This window comes from Mycoplasma sp. 480, assembly GCF_051353065.1.
Taxonomy (GTDB): domain Bacteria; phylum Bacillota_I; class Bacilli_A; order Mycoplasmatales; family Metamycoplasmataceae; genus Mesomycoplasma_A.
Window position 1 is genome coordinate 148100 of sequence record NZ_CP195722.1, and the last position, 17744, is coordinate 165843.

Below are 17744 nucleotides of genomic sequence, written 5' to 3' on the forward strand. Positions count from 1 at the left end.
ATATCAAGTAAGTATAAATTTACCAGTGATTTTACACCGGTATTTTTATTTAATAAAAAGAAATATAAATATTTTTAATACAAAAAGATAGAAAGTTTTATAATTTAATAAAAATAGTAGAAAGATTAACTTTAATATGTTTAATAAAAAAATAAAATCATTTTTGTATTTTTTTTCTTTTAGTTTGCCTGCTATTGTTTTTACTTCTTGTGATTATTCAAAAAATAAAGAACAAGAATTTATAAAAATAGAGCAAAAATATTTTAATTTTGATTTGATTGAATATAAAAAAGAAGATTATTTTTTATCTAAAAATGGACTTCAAAAGTTTTATGAAAGAATTAAAAAAGATTTATTTTATGGATCAGAAATAAATTTTTTAAATAAAATAATAATTGATAAAAATTTAAAAGAATTTTCAAATACAAAGGAAAGACAGGGTTTTTTTATTTCAAACACTAGAGAAATATATTTAAATTCTGATTCTTTACAAAACATAAAAAATGAAGATGACAGAATAGAAGTTTTGTTTCAAATTTTATATCATGAATATTTTCATTATATCGATTCCACTTATCTTTCCAATTATAAACAAGGATATACAATCAAAAACAGTAAATCAACTAAAACTTATAATAAAGAATTTATAGATAACTTTTTAAGTGATTTAAGAATAACAGATGACAGATTTTCAAATTATTTCCCAAATAAAAATTTATTAAATTCAAGTAATATTTTTAACGATGTTACAATAAAAGAAATTTTGGAAAAATCATTAACAAATAAGTTAAATGAAATAAATTTTGAAAATAAAAATTTGCAAATTATGAATGAAAAATTTAAAAACTTAAATAATTTTATTCCTTTAAGTTATTATTTTTCCTTTGAAGAGTTTTTTGCAAACGAAGCATATAAACATTTTTATATAGAAAAAAGAAATAATTTAAATAATGATAAAAATTTTTATTTAAATGACTCTTTATGAACAACAACTTTAACTAGAGAAGATGGTTTAACACATTTAGAAGATAATTTTATTATTAATGATTCTGCTTTTGGTGGTTATATTACAAAAAATGATTCAGTAATTAAATTGGACAATAAAATTAAAGATTTATTTATTCATTTTTTAGAAATAATGAATTATAAATTGAATATCAGTGGGATTTATAATTTAAATAATAGAACATATATTAATGATAAATTAGAAGGAAATATAGATAATAATAAATTATTTTTTAGTGGTTATACAAAAGAAAAATATGATGGCTTAATTTTCAAAAATAAGGAAAATTCCTTTATAAAATTAAATTTAGTTTATAATGAAAGTAATAATTTAAAAGCTAAATTAAATAAAAATGATCAAGATTATAGTCTTTTTCCAGAAGAAAAATATTTAAGTTACTATACAAATAGTTATTTAAATATGGAAGAGATGAATATGGATTTTAAACCTATGTTGTGAAAAGACTTAAATAATAATGGTAAAATAGAAGAAAAAGAACTACATAATTTAAATAATTTTTCAAGTAATTCTAATTATGGTCCAAGTTCAAGTAGAAGTTTTTTAACTAATAGTGAATCTTTAACAATAAGAAACAATAAAATTATCAAGGAGTAAAATGCAATATAAAAATTTTGTTAATATACAAGCATATAAATATAATGGAAAATTATATAGACAGTGAAGTGGTGGAAAAATATTACAAGAAACTGAAAATCATGTTGTACTTTATATGAATAATAAAACAAAAGTTATGGAAAAAAACTTTCAAAAATGATCTATTAGAGAAGACACACTGTGATTTTTTCATAAAAAACATTTTTTTAATGCTTTAGTAACTATTGTTAACAAAAAATTTTATATCTATATAAATTTAGCATCTCCTTTTTTTGTAGAAGAACACACTGTAAAATTCATTGATTTTGATTTAGATATTAAGGTTTATCCTAATAAAGATTTAAACATAATAGATAAAATAGAGTTTTTATCAAACGCAAAGAAAATGAAATATTCTCAAAAAACTATTGATGTTGTTTTTGAAGAATTAAAATTTTTAATTAATTTGTATTATAAGGAAACCTATATTTTTAATAAAAAATATTTAAAGTATATTCAAAGCAAAATAGATAAATAAAAAAACTCCTTTTGGAGTTTTTAATTATCTTAATTAAGCAACATTTGCACTTAAATGTTTGGAAACAAAAGCATCAAGTCTTGAAGTTTTTCTAGAACCATTGTTTTTGTGTAAAACACCTTTAGAAACAGCAGTATTAATTTCTTTATGTGCTTTAGCAACTAATTCATTTACATTAGTAGCATTTTGCACTGCAGCTAGTTTAGCTTTTTTAATAGCTCCACGAACTCTTGATTTAATAGCATTATTTCTTATTCTAGATTTTTCATTTGTTTTGATTCTTGTTATTTTTGATTTAATATTTGCCATTCTATCTCCTTAATGTTTTGTTTCTTAATTATACAATAATTTTTTGTATTTTTAACTATAATATTTTACATTATTTTTATTTTTTGGAAAATAATATTTTTTATTTCAAAAAACTTACTTTATTTTTTTATCAAAGAATTATTAAAAGCAACAATTTCATTGAAATGTTGTTTTAGTCAAGAGTGATTTTGATCTACATTTTTTAAATAAAAAATCAAAGGGCTTTTATCTTGTTCTTTTTCTAGTAATCTGTGAATATTTAAAGTATTAAAATTTTCATCATCGTGTTTTAAACCTGCATTAGATGAAAAGAAAATTCCCACTGCTTGTTTATTTTGATTAAAAACACCAGCTCCGGATGCTCCTTTAAAAAACAAATTAGACTTTGGTACTTTAACATAGTTATCTAAATCTTGATTAGCTAAATATATTGTTTCAATAGATGGAGAATCCTTATCAATTGAATTCTCTATATCAAAAGGTTTATTTGTAAGTTTTTCATTGTCTTGAAATCCTTGGTTGATTACTGGCATATTATTGATTATGCTAATACCATTTTTATAAAAGCTTTTGGTTAATTTAAATCCATCAACTTTTTCAGTAACTCTTGTACTCTTATTGTTTTCTAAATCATCTATTTTTACAGGAAAACCAAAGGAAAAAACTTTTTCACCTTCAATTTTTTCTAAAGTTGTATTTACAGTATTTATTAGTGTTGGAGACTTATCATATTCTTTTAAAAAAGCGGGTTTTTCCACATTATCTTTTAGTTTTATTTTAATAACTGCAAAATCTGATCCTGAAAGATATTCTTTTTCTGAAGGTTTACCATTTTTTAGATCAAAATAATTATAAAAAGTACTTTGATAACTAAGCGGTTTAATAACTTCAAATGATTCAAATATATTGGTTTTATCTTTAAAAACGTCAAAATTTTCATTGAAAGTAGCATCTTTATAATTATAAAAATCATTTTGTCTATTTTCAGTGATTTCTTTTGTTCTTTTACCTGCGTCATTTATAACATAAGGATCATTTTTGTATTCTGGATAATTTTCTAAACCAATTAGTGATAAAGTTCTTATATCATGTGAACTAAAATAATTTTCTGGCATTTCTCCATTGTAATTTGGTTTGAAAATTCCTTGAGAATTGAAATTATCTAATTCTTCTTCTGAAATATTTTGATAAAAGTAATTATCATTTTTATTATTTAAAAGCTTTACAGAATTAGTTTTTATTATTGGTTTATTTATGAAAGCTGCTGCATGAATATTTGTAGCAATATAATAAACTCTTTCATCTGTTGGATCTTTATCTAAAACTCATCCGGTAGCAAATTCTGTTTCTAAATTTGAAATTACAAATTTTCTTCTAGAATCATCAGAATAAAGTTCTACAAAGGTTTTTACATATTCAATTTGAAAACTTCTTTTTTTAATAAAATCAGTCACAGAATCACTATTTTCTGTATTTTTCTTGTATATTTGTTTAATTTCTTCTAGTTTTGCATTGTCTAAAACAGAAGAATTGACTTCAAGTGAGAAGTTTGGATTTTCTACATTAATTTCTTGCTTTTTCTTTTCAATTGTTTCTTTTTCTTCTTTTTTAACAAAAGGAAAAGAACAAGAAACAAGAGATGTACTTACTAATAAAACAGAAGAAAAAGAAAGCAAAAATTTAGTTTTTTTATTCATAATAAAGAACCTTTCAAAAATATTTTATTAATTATAAAGTAAAATAAAAAAGTTTTTCAAAAAGAAAATATAAATTATGTTTTTTAAAATAATAGTTTGTTTTATAATTTAATAATATGAGTAAAAAAGCAAAGATTTTAATATACTTTTCAATCAACGTTTTTTATTTGATATTATTTGCAGTTATTTTTATTGTTTTATATCAAATAAATTTGATTTCCAAATTTCTTTTATTTGGTTTTTTTGTATTTTGATTAATTGTTGCAACTATAAGTTTATGTTGACTTTTATGAGTATTTCTGCATAAAAGTTCCAAAATTCAATCTTCTTTATATGAATATATTAATGATGTTGTTGAAGAAAATAATTTAGGTTTAGTTTTACATACAACAAATGGAAAAATTATTTGAGTTTCTTCATTTATAGAAAAAAGGTTTTCTAAAAAATGAATAGGAAAAAATATTGATGATGTTCTGAAAAATAAAGTTAAAGCAAATGAAGAAAATTTAGTAGGAGATGGTTCTACTTTTTCTGAAGATGGTTATACATATGCAATTAAAAAATATAGAGATAAAAACGCTATTTCTATTAGAGATATAACCTTATATGATAACCTTTTGAAAAGTTACGAGAAAGATAAAGTTGTAATTGGAGAAATTGAAATAGATAATTTTCAATTATTACTTTCTACATTAGGAGAAGAAGATTTTTTCAAGGTAAAAACATCTGTTATTAATTTACTTGATGAGTTATCTAAAAATTATAATTTCTCTTATCGTCAATATATTGAAGGAAAATTTTGAGTTGTAACTAGTTATGAAACATTCGCAAAATTAAAAGCAAAAAACTTTTCTATGTTTAATGAAATGGTTGTTAATTTAAATAATTCTAGTTATGAAGCAAAACAAGAAGTAACTTTATCGGTTGGTTTTGTTCATGGAACAAATGAAATTTCTAAATTAAATCAAATTGCAAAAGATGCAATAATTTATTCAAAAACTAGAGGTGGGAATCAAATTACAACTATTAAATATGGTTCTAGACCTGTTGTTTATGGTTCAAATAGTGAAATAAGCTCCAATTCAAGTAGAAGCGAACTAAACTTTGTATCCAAAAAAATGCTTGCAGTTTTAGAAAATCCAGAAGTAGAAAATATCATTTTATATGGGCATAAATATGCAGATTTAGACGCTGTGGGTTCTGCTTTTGGACTTGGTCAATTTTTAATTAATTATGCTAAAACCAAGTTTAATTTAGAAAAGAAAATGTATATTCAAAATGTAACTTTTGATTCTACAACAACACATTTTTTAGAAACCAATTCTCAATATATAGATAAAAAAATATTCATAAAACCTTCAACAGCATCTAAATATACAAACAAAAACACAATGATAATAATTGTAGATACAGCAGAAGCAACAAGAATTGAAAATCCAAATGCTTTTAATACTGCTGATCCAAAAAAAATATTTATTTTTGACCATCATAGAGTGGTTTCAGGAAAACCTGAATTTCTTTCTAAAGGAAATGATTATATTGAAACCACTGCTTCTTCTTCATCTGAGATAGTAACAGAGGTTATAGCACTTAATTCAGATGGTGAAAACAGAATAATTTCACCTTTTAGTGCCCAAATGCTTTTAAATGGTATTTATATGGATACTAATCAATTTAAAAAATCAACAACTATGAAAACATTTAATGCAGCTTCAATTTTAACTAGATGAGGGGCTCAAAGTGCTAAATCTATTGAAACTTTAAAGATAAGTGAAGAAATTTTTAATATAATTAATAAGATAACTAGAAATGTAGAAGAAGTCAAGCCAGGATTTTTACTTGCTTATACAGCAGAAGAAATTGATTTAGATGTTGTGTCTATGGCGGCTGATTTTATGTTAAATATCCAAGGAAGAAAAGCAACTTTTGTTGTTGCTAAAGTAGTAGGAAAAGATAGATTTAAAATGTCTGCAAGAGGTATAAACAATACTAATGTGCAAATTATTGCAGAAACAGTTGGTGGTGGTGGTCACTTCTCTGCTGCTGCTGCAGAAAGCACAACAGAAACATTAGAAGAATTTGTAGACAATATAAGACAAGCGATAGTGAGTGTGAAAAATGAAAGTAATAATAATTAAAGATTGTAAAGACGGAAAAGTTAATGAAGTAATAGATGTATCCGATGGATATGCAAAAAACTTTTTAATCAAAAATGGTTTAGCTATTCCTGTAAACAAAAAAACATCTTTATATTTAAATAAAAAAATAGAAATTTTAGAACAAGAAGAAGAGAAAAAAATTCAAGAAGCTGAATTATTAAGAGATCAAATTCAAGCTATAATTTTAACCTTCAAATTAAAAGAAACAAATAATGTAGTTCATGGTTCAATAACAGCTAAAAAAATTATTAAAGCTCTTGAAGATATGGACATTAAATTACCTAAACATTCTTTAGAAGAGCATGTTCATATTGTAAGTATGGGATTAACTGTATTGAATGTTAAACTACACAAAAAAGTAATAGCTCATTTAAGAGTTAAGGTTGAAAAAGATGAGTAAAAGTTTATTTTTACCTAAGGAAGTAGAGAAGTCGATCCTTTCTTATGCTTTATCATCAGAGGAAGATCAAGCAAAAATTATTCCTTTTTTACAAAAGGAAGATTTTTACGATTTCAAAAATCAAATTCTTTTTGAAGCATTAAATAATTTATATTTTGCTTCTAAAAAAATAAATTATGTTTCAGTTATTAAAGAACTGGATGAAATGAAAAAACTAGAAGAATTTGGTGGAGCAGCTGAAATAGCAGAATATACAAGCGAAATTCCCGTTTTTTCTACAGTTAAAGAAGTAATGAATGATCTTGTTGAAAAAGCAACATTAAGACAAGCATCTATTGTTTTAAAACAAAGTTTTCAACAATTATCAGAAGCAAATAAAACTGCAGATGATATTTTAAATGAATTTGAATCCAAGATGGTTCAAATCACTAGAAATGTTCAAAATAGTGATTTTCAAAATATGAGAGATGTTGCTGCAAACATCTTAAAAGACTTGCTTTCTAGAAAAGATAGTACTAGTTTAAAAGGAATTAGTACAGGATTTAGTAATTTAGATAAAATTACTTCAGGTTTTCAAAAAGGTGACTTAATTATTTTAGCAGCAAGACCAGCGATGGGAAAAACCGCATTTGCGTTAAATTTAACAAAAAACATTGTTGAGCAAAACAATAATGTTGTTGTTTTCTTTTCTTTAGAAATGCCAAGTACTCAATTAGTAACTAGAATATTAGCATCTGAGTCAGGAGTTCCTGGAGATTATTTAAAAAATCCACAATTTTTAACTAATGTAGATTGAATTAAAATTTCCACAACTTTGAATGAAAAAATCAGCCATTATAACTTATTTATTGATGATTCAGCAGGAGTTAAACTCCATGAAATGATTTGAAAAACAAAAAAATTATTAAATAAAATGAAAAAAATAGACTTAATAGTGGTGGATTATTTACAATTAATAGATCTTGGTGGTTCTAATAATAGACAATTAGAAGTTTCTAAAATTTCTAGAAGTTTAAAACAACTAGCAAGAGAAATTAATTGCCCCGTTATTGCTTTATCTCAATTATCCAGGGACGTAGAAAAAAGAGAAGATAAAAGACCTATAATTTCAGATTTAAGGGAATCTGGAGCAATTGAGCAAGATGCTGATATAGTTGCGTTTTTATACAGGGAAAATTACTATAAAAAGGAAATTTCCCCTTATGACATTCAAGAAACAAAATTAATTATTGCAAAGCATAGAAACGGTGCCATTGGTGATTTATCATTACAATTTAATCCAAAAATAGGTCTTTTCTTTGAAGAAGGAGAAACAAACTAGAATGAGTTGGTCGAAAATTATATTTATAATAATTTTAATTTTCTTATTAGTTCTTTCAGCGTTTTTTTCAGCTTCTGAAACAGCTTATTCAACTGTTTCTAGGGCAAAATTAGAAGAAAATTTAAATAGCAAAAAACACTTTCAAAAAAAAGTGATAATTAAAAGATATGAGATGTTCCCATCTACATTATCTACAATTTTAATAGGAAATAATATAGTAAATATTGGTTCTTCTGTAATTTTATCCTCATTGTTTTCGAGTTGAATAACAGAGGAAACTTTTGAAATTATCGTTTCTACTTTAGTTATGACTCCTATTATTGTTATTTTTGGTGAAATGATGCCCAAAATTTTAGCAAGAAAATATCCAATAAAATTTTTACAGTGTACATATTTATTAATTTTATTTTTTCATTACTTATTTTGACCATTAACTTTTTTAATTTCAAAATTCGTTAAATCAGATCAAGTTACTAATACAGAAAATGAACTTAAACACATTTTAGATTTAGGTTACAAAGAAGGTGTTTTAGAAAAAGAAGAATCTATTCTTGCAAGAAATGCACTAGATTTTGATTCCATAAAAGTAACTAAGCACTATGTTAGATTGAAAAAAATAACTTATGTTTCTTATGAAAATAGTTTAGCAAAAATTAAAGAAATATTCCAAAATACGGGATTTTCCCGTATTCCTGTTCAAAAAAATAAAAAATTTGTAGGTATAATCCTTTTAAAAGACATTTTCGGTTTATCTGATGAAGAAACTTTTAATATAGATGATTACATTGTGGAAGTTCCTTATATTTCTTCAAATTCTTTATTAAAAGTTGCTTGAAAAAAAATGAAAGAAAATAAAAGTCAATTAGGTTTTATCACTAAGAGTAATGATGATAAAAAAGTTATTGGTTTAATAACTTTAGAAGATATTTTGGAAGAACTTGTTGGAGAAATATATGATGAACATGATTATAGAGACGAATTAGATTTTTATGAGTTGGAAGAAAGTTCAAAAATCATGGTTAAATATTCTACAGCTATCTCTAAAATTAATGATTTTTTCTCAATAAATTTAGACGAAAATGAAAATGAAAATATTGGTTCTTTTTTAGAGAAAACAACAAACAAAAAATTAACTTTAAAATTCAAATTTAATATTAATAACTTATATTTTAAAGTTGTTGAAAACAAAAGAAAAGAAGAACCTAAAATAGAAATTTGAAAAGAAGAATAAAAAATTATAAAATACAAAAAAATACTTTATAATTAAATATATTATTAATAAAAACAGAGGAGTTTTTTATATGGCAAAAAGAAAAATGCTAGCTGAAACTGCAGAATTAGTAATAACAGTTGAAGCAGATAAACAAGAATGATTAGATGAACAAAAAAAAGCAAAAAACAAATTATTAAAATCAGTACAAATTCCTGGTTTTAGAAAAGGAAAAGTTCCTTTAGCAAAAGCTGAAAGTTTAATTTCAGAAGGACAAGTAATTCAAGAAGCAGCAAATTCAATAGCTCCTAAATTAGCTTCTTTAGCAAAAGAACAAATTATAGAAAGTGATAAAGTATTGGATGAAGCAGCTTTAAATCCAGTTAAAGTTTCAAAAGAAGAATTAGTAATAGAATTTAAATATCCAGTTTATCCAGAATTTAAAATTTCTAACTACAAAGGATTAGATATTTCTTATGAAGCACCAACTGTTTCTAAAGAAGAAATTGATTCTGAAGTAGATAAAATTGTAAAATCTCATTCACTTTTAATAAGCTCTGATAAAGCAATTGAAAATGGAGATGTTGTGCTTTTTGATTTTAAAGGATTTATTGACAATGAACCATTTGAAGGTGGAGAAGCAGAAGATTTTGAATTAAAAATCGGTTCAGGAAATTTTATTAAAGGATTTGAAGAATCAATGATTGGTTTTGTAAAAGGTGACAAAAAAGAAATTAAAGTGACCTTTCCAAAAGATTACCATGCAAAAAACTTTGCAGGTAAACCAGCAATATTTAAAATTCATGTAAAAGATGTTAAAAAATATGAAAAAGTAAAATTAGATGATGCTTTTGTTTCTGATTTAAAAATTGAAAATGTTTATACAGTTTCTCAATTAAAAGAATATCTAAAAAAACTTTTACTTGAAGAAAAAACAGAAAAATCAAAAATTGATTTTCAACACAAAGTATTTCACAAAATTTTTGAAAATACAACAATTCCTTTAGCTTCAGTTTTAATTAACAAAGAAAAAATGGCAGTTCAAAGAAAAACAGAAGAAAGATTAAAAGAACAAGGTTTTTCACTTAAAGAATATGCTGATTTACTTAAATTAGACACAAAAACATTAAATGACACATTTGAAAAAGAAGCAATTCACAACTTAAAAACATCATTAATTTTTGCTGAAATTTCAAGAATTGAAAAATTAGAAGCAACAGAAGAAGATTATAAAAAAGAATATGAAAAGTTTGCAAAACTTTACAAAACAACACCAGAAGCTGTTGAACAAATGGTTTCAAAATTCCAATTACAAATTCCTATCATAAACAGAAAAGTTATCGATAGATTGATTGAATACAATTCAGGAAAAATTGGACAAAAAATGAAAACAATAGTTTCTAAAGTTAAAAAAGAAGAAAATAAAGAAACAAAAACTTCTAAACCAAAAACATCAGTAAAAAAACCTGTTTCTAAAACAGTTAAAAAAGAAACTAAAAAAACTTCTTCAAAATAAGACCTATTGGTCTTTTTTTCTTTTTTTTCTTCATAAAAATAGTAAAATTTAAAATAATATGTTACATAAAATTAAAAAATTCTTTTCAACATCCACAGAGATGAAAATCGCAAGAAAATTGCTAAAAGAAATAAATGAAAAAAGATCCATTTATTCTTCAATGAGTAATGAAGATTTACAGAATCAAACACAATTATTTAAAGAACGTTTAAAAAATGGTGAAACTCTTGAAGATATCAGAGTTGAAGCTTTTGCAGCAGTTAGAGAAGCTACAAAAAGAGTGTTAAACAAATTCCCATATGATGTACAAATTTTGGGTGGTTTAATTTTGGATCAAGGTTCAATTGCAGAAATGAAAACAGGAGAAGGAAAAACTATTACTTCTATTGCTCCTGTATATTTAAATGCACTTGAAGGTAAAGGGGTAATTGTTTCAACAGTTAATGAATACCTTTCAGAACGTGATGCTACCGAAATGGGTCAAGTGCATAATTGAATGGGTTTAACAGTTGGAATTAATAAATCACAGATGGATTCTTTAACAAAAAAAGCTGCTTATGCTTGTGATATTACTTATTCCATTCACTCTGAATTAGGTTTTGATTACTTAAGAGACAATATGGTTACACAAAAAGAATCTAAAGTACAAAGAGGACTCAACTACGCTTTAATAGATGAGGTGGATTCTATCTTAATTGATGAAGCTAAAACTCCTTTGATTATTTCTGGTGGTGAAAAAAGTGGTGGAAATAATTATTTTATTGCCGATCAATTTGTAAGAATTCTTAAAGATGAAGATTTTGATATTGATTGAGAAAGTAAAGCAGTTAAATTAAATGATAATGGAATAGATAAAGCAAATCATTTTTTTAATATTGAAAATCTTTATGATATTCAACATTCAGAATTAGTTCATAGCATTCAAAATGCCTTAAGAGCACATAAAATAATGAAAAAAGATGTTGAGTATATTGTTCGAGATGGAAAAATAGAACTAGTAGATACATTTACTGGAAGAATAATGGAAGGAAGAAGTTATTCTGAAGGACTACAGCAAGCTATTCAAGCCAAAGAAATGATTAAAATAGAACCAGAAACTAAAACTTTAGCAACAATAACTTATCAAAATTTTTTCAGGATGTTTAAAAAACTTTGTGGTATGACAGGTACTGCCAAAACTGAAGAACAAGAATTTATTGATATTTATAACACAAGAGTAAATGTTATTGAAACTAATAGACCAATAAAAAGATTTGATGATACTGATTTAATTTTCCCTTCTGCAAGAGCGAAATATAAAGCAATTGTTGCAGAAATAAAAGAAAAATATAAATTGGGTCAACCTATCCTTGTAGGAACTTCACAAGTTGATGAATCAGAATATTTACATTCACTTTTAGTTAGAGAAGGTATTCTACATACTGTTTTAAATGCTAAACAAAACGAATATGAAGCAGAAATTATTGCTAATGCCGGAAGAGTAGGATCAGTTACAATTGCAACAAATATGGCAGGTCGTGGAACCGATATTAAACCTACTCCAGAAGCTTTAGAAAAAGGTGGATTATATGTTCTTGGAACAGATAAATCTGAATCAAGAAGAATAGATAATCAGTTAAAAGGAAGATCAGGAAGACAAGGAGATGTAGGTTATTCCCGTTTTTTCCTTTCTATTGAAGATCAATTAATGACAAGATTTTCTCAATTTGATCAAATTAAAGAAAATTTTGGAAGTGATAGTGATGAACCTATTCCAGGAAAGTCTATTTACAAATTTTTCCAAAGAGCACAGAAAAAAATAGAAGGTTTAAACTACGATAACAGAAAAAATGTTTTAAGTTTTGATGACGTTATTAGACAACAAAGAGATTTAGTTTATACACAAAGAGATATTATTTTAGAAAGTGAAGAATTGGATCATTATATCATTAGAATTATTGAAAGATCAGTAGATAATTTTATGAATTTTGATTTCATTTTAAAAACAAATAAAGAAGTAAAATATGATGTTTTAACTAAATTTTTAAATGAGAATTTTTCAAGAATTTCTAAAGTAGAATTTACTTATAAAGAAATAAGTGAACATCATTATGATGAATTGATTGAATATTTAAAAGAAAAAATGAAAGACATTTATTTTAACGTATTAAGAGTTAACTTGATCGAAAATTTAAAAGAAGAATATGTAAAATTAGAAAGACAAATTTTACTTGGTGCACTAGATCAAAAATGACAAAATCATATTGATATTATTGATAAATTAAGATCATCAGCAAATCTTGTACAATATTCACAAAAAAATCCATTCCAAATTTTCACTGAAGAAGCAACTAAAAAATTTGAAGTATTTATTGATGAAAGTTCAGATCAAGCAATATTAAACTTATTTAATAACTCATATGCAAGAAAAATAGAGTATATGAATATAGAGTTATCTAACGGACGAATTTTAACATTAGAAGTAGGAAAATTTCCAGAAGAAATTCAAGCAATCATAGATATGGAAGAAGAAAAAATCAGAATAGCAAATGAATACCAACAACAAATGAAACAAGTAACACTTATTGATGGAAAAATCCTTTCTGTTCCTAAAGATATGGATGATGAACAATTGAAAAGAATTATCATAGAAGAAAACGCAGCTATTTTGGAAAGTCAACAAAGATTATTAGAAGAAGAAAAAAACAATGAAAAAAAAGATTAATATAATAGTATTAATCTTATTTTTTATATCTTTCATAGCTGGATTAATTGAATTATCTTTTTATATTTATAACAACTTAATTAACTACTTTTGATTGATAGTTAACATTGCTTTACTCTTTTTACCTTTTGTAATCATAATAATTTTTTTAATTTTTATTAAACAAATTTATCCAAAAATTAAAAATCATTTTATTAAAGATCAAAGATTTCATAGTGATCTTTGTAAATTTTTAAATAGAAAAAAACTAAAATTAATTTTTATAGTTCTTTGATTTATGCTAATTTTGATAAATATTTGATTAGCTAAATTGTGATGAGACAACTGAAAAAATCAGATAATTACAATTTCATTTTTATTTGAGAATATGTTGTTTTTTAGTTGTCAATGAGTTTGAGTAAAATATAAATGTTCTGAAAAAGAAAATAAATAATTATAATTTTTGTTAAATTAAAAATTAGCAAGTAAAAAAATAAATTAAAAAGTGAAAACTACCGTAAAACAGCATTATTTGGAAATTTTGAAACTGAACTGGGAAACAAAAAAAGTCAGCAAATAAATGCTAACTTTCTTATAATGTTTCAAGTTCTTTTTCTTTTTTTCAAGGTTGCTTTTTATCAATATGATCAATAAATAATTTACCCGAGTTTCCCGGTTTTACCTAAAATTAATAATAAAAAAGAGTAGATTTTACTCCACCTAATTTATTTATAAGATATTGTTATTTTTTAGTATCTTGCTCTGTTTTTTCAACTTCTTTATTTTTATTATTGTATAGTGAACTTGATTTTGTTTTTTTACCAAATTTTTTAGCAATAAACATTACAAAAAGAACAATCATACCAGTAATCACTAAAAAACATACAATACCGGTAACTGCTATTATAACATCCATATTATTCTCCTTTCTTATACTCAATTCTACAAAAAAAAAAAAAAAACAAAGCATTTGATAAAAAATCTGTAATTACAGATATAAAATGTCACTTTTCCCGAGTTTCCCAGTTAATAGCAAAAAAGACAAAATCAACCATTTTTTTGGTTGATTTTATTGTTTTTGTTTTTTCTTTATACCATTTTTGATAAAACTCTTTTTATATCGTATCAATACTTGATATTATCGTTGTTTTCATCAGTTTTATCCGTCTTTCCCAGTTTCAAGAATTAAAAAACCGTTTACGCCTGTTTTATGGGGCAAAACGGTTTTTATTTATCTGATTTAATTACAATTTTTTTGATCTCATCATACTTGTTTCAAAGATCTATATCACTTCCTGATTTTTCTCTTTTTCTTTCTATTTCTTCTCCGGTAATGTTATTTATAAATATTTCTTCTCTTACTAAACTTAAAATTTTAATAAATTGTCATTCAGTAAGATGGTTATTAATTCTGTGTTTGAAATAATATTCATTTGTTTTATGAATAAATAATTTTAAAACGACTAATGAAGCAAAACATAAAAGTGTGTGAGCTACAATGTGACTATCTAAATAAACATAAGTTGGTCTTATTGCTAAATAACTTTTTAAACTCCTAAAATTTGATTCAATTTGTCATTGCTTTGAATATAAATGAATTATTTGAGATTCACTTAAATTTAATAAATTAGTTTCATATACATAAACACCATCGAATTCTTCGTCTCTTTGAATTTTCTTGTAATCCAATTCAAATTTTAATTTTGATATTTCAGTAAAGTATTTACATTTTTTAGTTCCAAGCATTTTTGAAGAATCAACAGTTCCATCTTTATTTTGTTTCTTTTTGAAATTATTAATTAAATTTTGTCTATCTTCTCTATCTTTTAAAGCTCTTGATTTGCTGATAGTTACAATTCGTCTTCTGACATTTTTTGTAACCCTTTTGTTTTTAAAAGCGGAAAGGAAATCTGTAGATTTGTATTTTAAATTATCATTTACATAAACATAATCTTTCTCGTTCAAAACATATTCTTTGAATTCTTTAGAACTTGCTTTTGCTTTGTAAGAAATGATGAAACCATAACCTTTTTGCTCTAAAAATCTGATATTTCCGGACGTACTCATTCCACGATCGGCAATTACAGTTATGTTTTTAATTTTATACATTTGCTCAAGTTCAAGCAAGAATTCAATCATAGTTTTTGAATCTGGAGTATTACCACTAAAAACTTTAATATGGAAAGGGACTCCATTTCCATCACATGCTAAGGCAATTACAATTTGATCTTCTTTGAACTTTCCATCTTTAGAATAACTAGTTTGTCTATAACCCATTATTTGAAAAGATTCAAAATAAACAGTTGATGAGTCAAAATAAATCTCACTTAAATTTCTATTTGTTTCTTTTAATACCATTTGATGTAGTGCATTTACAAGATTTGCTTGATTGTTTTCAACAATATCTAGAAGTCTATAAAAACTATTTTTTGATGCTGAAATATCACTATTAAATTCGCCTTGTTCACTAAAAGAAGAAAAAATACTTGAAGGATTATAAATCCTTTTTGCAACTAAAAAATTGAAGATTTTTTTCATTTCTTTATGCCTTGTTTTCTCAAAAGACTCAAAAATGTTGTGTTTATTGAGTAACTCTTCAATTAGTTCGTATCCGACATTTTTATTTACTCTTACAAGTTCATCGCTTTCTAAAGCTTCTAATAATGCAGACTGAACTCTTTCTTTTTTATCCAGTGAAGAAAAAGATTTTAGTTTTTCTTTTAGAATTTCTACTGCATTTTCTTTTTTCTCAAGTAATTTTTCTAAGTTTCCAAGACTGAATCATCTTGTTGGTGCTTTTCCAAAACCAGTTGTTCATCCAACGTATTTATAAATTACACCTTTTTTGTTTCCTGAAACATTAAATAATATTAAATTTTTCTTTTCCATCCTTATATTATACCACAAAATGCAATTAAGTGCAATTATTTTTTTATTTTTTTTAATAAAAATTACTATATATAGTAAAAATTTATAAATTCCTATTTTATTCTAATTTCTTAGGGAAAACTGGGAAACTAAAAATCGAAAACCACTGTAAAACAGCGTTATTTGGCAATTTTGAACCTAAATTGGGAAAGAAAAAAGTCAGCAAATAAATGCTAACTTTCTTATAATGTTTCAAGTTCTTTTTCTTTTTTTCAAGGTTGTTTTTTATCAATATGATCAATAAATAATTTTCCTTGTAAGTGATCAAGTTCATGTTGAAAAACAATTGCAACATATCCTGAAACGGTTCATATTTTCTTTTCTTTACTAAAATATGAATAACCTTCAACTTTAATTATTTTTCTTCTTCTAACAAAACCTTCTTGATGAGGTCATTTTTCATTAACACTTAAACAACCTTCACCATGATGAAGAGCTATTTTGTCTTCAGAAAAACCAAGTATTTTTGGATTTATAATAATATCTCTAAATACTATATCATCAGGACCGTTATTCACATTAATATAGAACATATTTTTCAATATTCCATATTGAACAGCAGCAACTCCAACACCTGGTCTATACATTTTTTGACCTTCAACTTGTGAATAGTCAATGTGGTCAATCATTTGTTGTGCTAGAAGTTCATCTTCTTCAGTTAATGGTCAAGGAACATCAATTGATTTTTCTCTTAGAACATTATTTGGTAATTGAATTATTTTAACTTTTTTTCTATTCATATGTATATATTATAAACAAATAATTAAAATTCAAATGCAGCTTTTTTGATTTTATCTTCAATACTTTTAACTTTTTCTTCTTTACTTAAAGAAGCGAAAGGTTCAACTTTTGTACCTGTTAATCAAACTGGTTCAACAACTTTAGCTCCTAAAAAGTTTCAAAAACCTTTTAAATTTTCTGTAAAGTTTCCAAAAGGATATCAATCTGCAGGCGCTCCTTGAGAAGTTAAAATTTGAACTTTTAAATGATCTAAAAGACCTTTTGCTTCTCCTTTTTTGCTGTATTTATAGCTAAAAGTTACATTAGCCATTGAAATAGCATCAATAAAGTTTTTTACAACTGCTGAATAGTTGAAATTAATCATTGAAGTTGAAAAAACAACTTTTTGCACACTTTTTAATAAATCAACTAATTTCATTGCTTCTACATCTTGTCAAAAAGTTTTCATATTTTCCGAATTTAAAGAGATTGAAGCCACTTTTTCTTTATTTAAATCCATTTCAATAATTTCGTGAGTTGGATTTTTTTCTTTATAAAATTCTACAAATTTATCTGACATTAATTTTGAATTTGAAGATTCTCCAGATAAAATAGAACCTTTTATAACTAAAACTTTCATTTTTCCTTCTTTCTTTTCTATAA

15 protein-coding genes are annotated in these 17744 nt (G+C 24.5%); 9 read left to right on the top strand and 6 right to left on the bottom strand.

Annotation, left to right across the window (positions count from 1 at the left end; translation table 4 throughout):
• Nucleotides 1–136 precede the first annotated feature (136 nt).
• Together ACR34G_RS00665 and ACR34G_RS00670 are read left to right on the top strand one after the other, a co-directional pair.
• Nucleotides 137–1621, top strand: a complete 1485-nt coding sequence (locus ACR34G_RS00665) for an MYPU_1760 family metalloprotease (protein ID WP_436358858.1) — start codon at nucleotides 137–139, stop codon at nucleotides 1619–1621.
• 1 nt (nucleotide 1622) lies between these two features.
• On the top strand, nucleotides 1623–2138 hold the full coding sequence (locus ACR34G_RS00670) for a DUF402 domain-containing protein (RefSeq protein ID WP_436358859.1): 516 nt from the start codon (nucleotides 1623–1625) through the stop codon (nucleotides 2136–2138).
• Between the two features lie 33 nt (nucleotides 2139–2171).
• Here ACR34G_RS00670 and rpsT read toward each other — a convergent pair whose 3' ends face one another.
• Complete coding sequence (gene rpsT, locus ACR34G_RS00675; RefSeq protein ID WP_436358860.1) at nucleotides 2172–2447, bottom strand: 30S ribosomal protein S20; 276 nt, start codon at nucleotides 2445–2447, stop codon at nucleotides 2172–2174.
• A 119-nt stretch (nucleotides 2448–2566) separates the two neighbouring features.
• Complete coding sequence (locus ACR34G_RS00680; protein ID WP_436358861.1) at nucleotides 2567–4144, bottom strand: DUF31 family putative serine protease; 1578 nt, start codon at nucleotides 4142–4144, stop codon at nucleotides 2567–2569.
• 116 nt (nucleotides 4145–4260) lie between these two features.
• Between ACR34G_RS00680 and ACR34G_RS00685 the strand changes: the two genes are divergently transcribed.
• The 7 genes from ACR34G_RS00685 to ACR34G_RS00715 all read left to right on the top strand — a co-directional run bounded on the left by ACR34G_RS00685 (nucleotide 4261) and on the right by ACR34G_RS00715 (nucleotide 13887).
• The gene (locus ACR34G_RS00685; protein ID WP_436358862.1) at nucleotides 4261–6282 is read left to right on the top strand and encodes a DHH family phosphoesterase; all 2022 of its coding nucleotides are present in this window, start codon (nucleotides 4261–4263) and stop codon (nucleotides 6280–6282) included.
• Nucleotides 6263–6703 carry a 50S ribosomal protein L9 gene (gene rplI / locus ACR34G_RS00690; RefSeq protein WP_436358863.1) on the top strand — a complete coding sequence of 147 codons (441 nt, stop codon included), beginning with the start codon at nucleotides 6263–6265 and terminating at the stop codon, nucleotides 6701–6703. Before ACR34G_RS00685 ends, rplI begins: the two co-directional genes overlap by 20 nt.
• The gene (dnaB, locus tag ACR34G_RS00695) at nucleotides 6696–8024 is read left to right on the top strand and encodes a replicative DNA helicase (protein WP_436358864.1); all 1329 of its coding nucleotides are present in this window, start codon (nucleotides 6696–6698) and stop codon (nucleotides 8022–8024) included. The genes rplI and dnaB overlap by 8 nt, the downstream gene beginning before the upstream one ends.
• A gap of 1 nt (nucleotide 8025) precedes the next feature.
• The gene (locus tag ACR34G_RS00700; RefSeq protein ID WP_436358865.1) at nucleotides 8026–9255 is read left to right on the top strand and encodes a CNNM domain-containing protein; all 1230 of its coding nucleotides are present in this window, start codon (nucleotides 8026–8028) and stop codon (nucleotides 9253–9255) included.
• Between the two features lie 70 nt (nucleotides 9256–9325).
• Nucleotides 9326–10750 (top strand): trigger factor, encoded by a 1425-nt coding sequence (gene tig / locus ACR34G_RS00705; protein WP_436358866.1) that lies wholly within the window; start codon nucleotides 9326–9328, stop codon nucleotides 10748–10750.
• Between the two features lie 58 nt (nucleotides 10751–10808).
• A complete protein-coding gene (gene secA / locus ACR34G_RS00710) occupies nucleotides 10809–13454 on the top strand; it encodes a preprotein translocase subunit SecA (RefSeq protein ID WP_436358867.1) in 2646 nt (881 codons plus the stop codon).
• A complete protein-coding gene (locus tag ACR34G_RS00715) occupies nucleotides 13438–13887 on the top strand; it encodes a hypothetical protein (RefSeq protein ID WP_436358868.1) in 450 nt (149 codons plus the stop codon). The genes secA and ACR34G_RS00715 overlap by 17 nt, the downstream gene beginning before the upstream one ends.
• A gap of 288 nt (nucleotides 13888–14175) precedes the next feature.
• Here ACR34G_RS00715 and ACR34G_RS00720 read toward each other — a convergent pair whose 3' ends face one another.
• The 4 genes from ACR34G_RS00720 to ACR34G_RS00735 all read right to left on the bottom strand — a co-directional run bounded on the left by ACR34G_RS00720 (nucleotide 14176) and on the right by ACR34G_RS00735 (nucleotide 17721).
• Nucleotides 14176–14349, bottom strand: a complete 174-nt coding sequence (locus ACR34G_RS00720; RefSeq protein WP_436358869.1) for a hypothetical protein — start codon at nucleotides 14347–14349, stop codon at nucleotides 14176–14178.
• 311 nt (nucleotides 14350–14660) lie between these two features.
• Nucleotides 14661–16322 (bottom strand): IS1634 family transposase, encoded by a 1662-nt coding sequence (locus ACR34G_RS00725; protein WP_436358870.1) that lies wholly within the window; start codon nucleotides 16320–16322, stop codon nucleotides 14661–14663.
• A 221-nt stretch (nucleotides 16323–16543) separates the two neighbouring features.
• On the bottom strand, nucleotides 16544–17101 hold the full coding sequence (gene def / locus ACR34G_RS00730; protein ID WP_436358871.1) for a peptide deformylase: 558 nt from the start codon (nucleotides 17099–17101) through the stop codon (nucleotides 16544–16546).
• Between the two features lie 23 nt (nucleotides 17102–17124).
• Entirely contained in the window at nucleotides 17125–17721 is a 597-nt protein-coding gene (locus ACR34G_RS00735; protein ID WP_436358872.1) for an FMN-dependent NADH-azoreductase, read from the bottom strand.
• Between the last annotated feature and the right edge of the window lie 23 nt (nucleotides 17722–17744).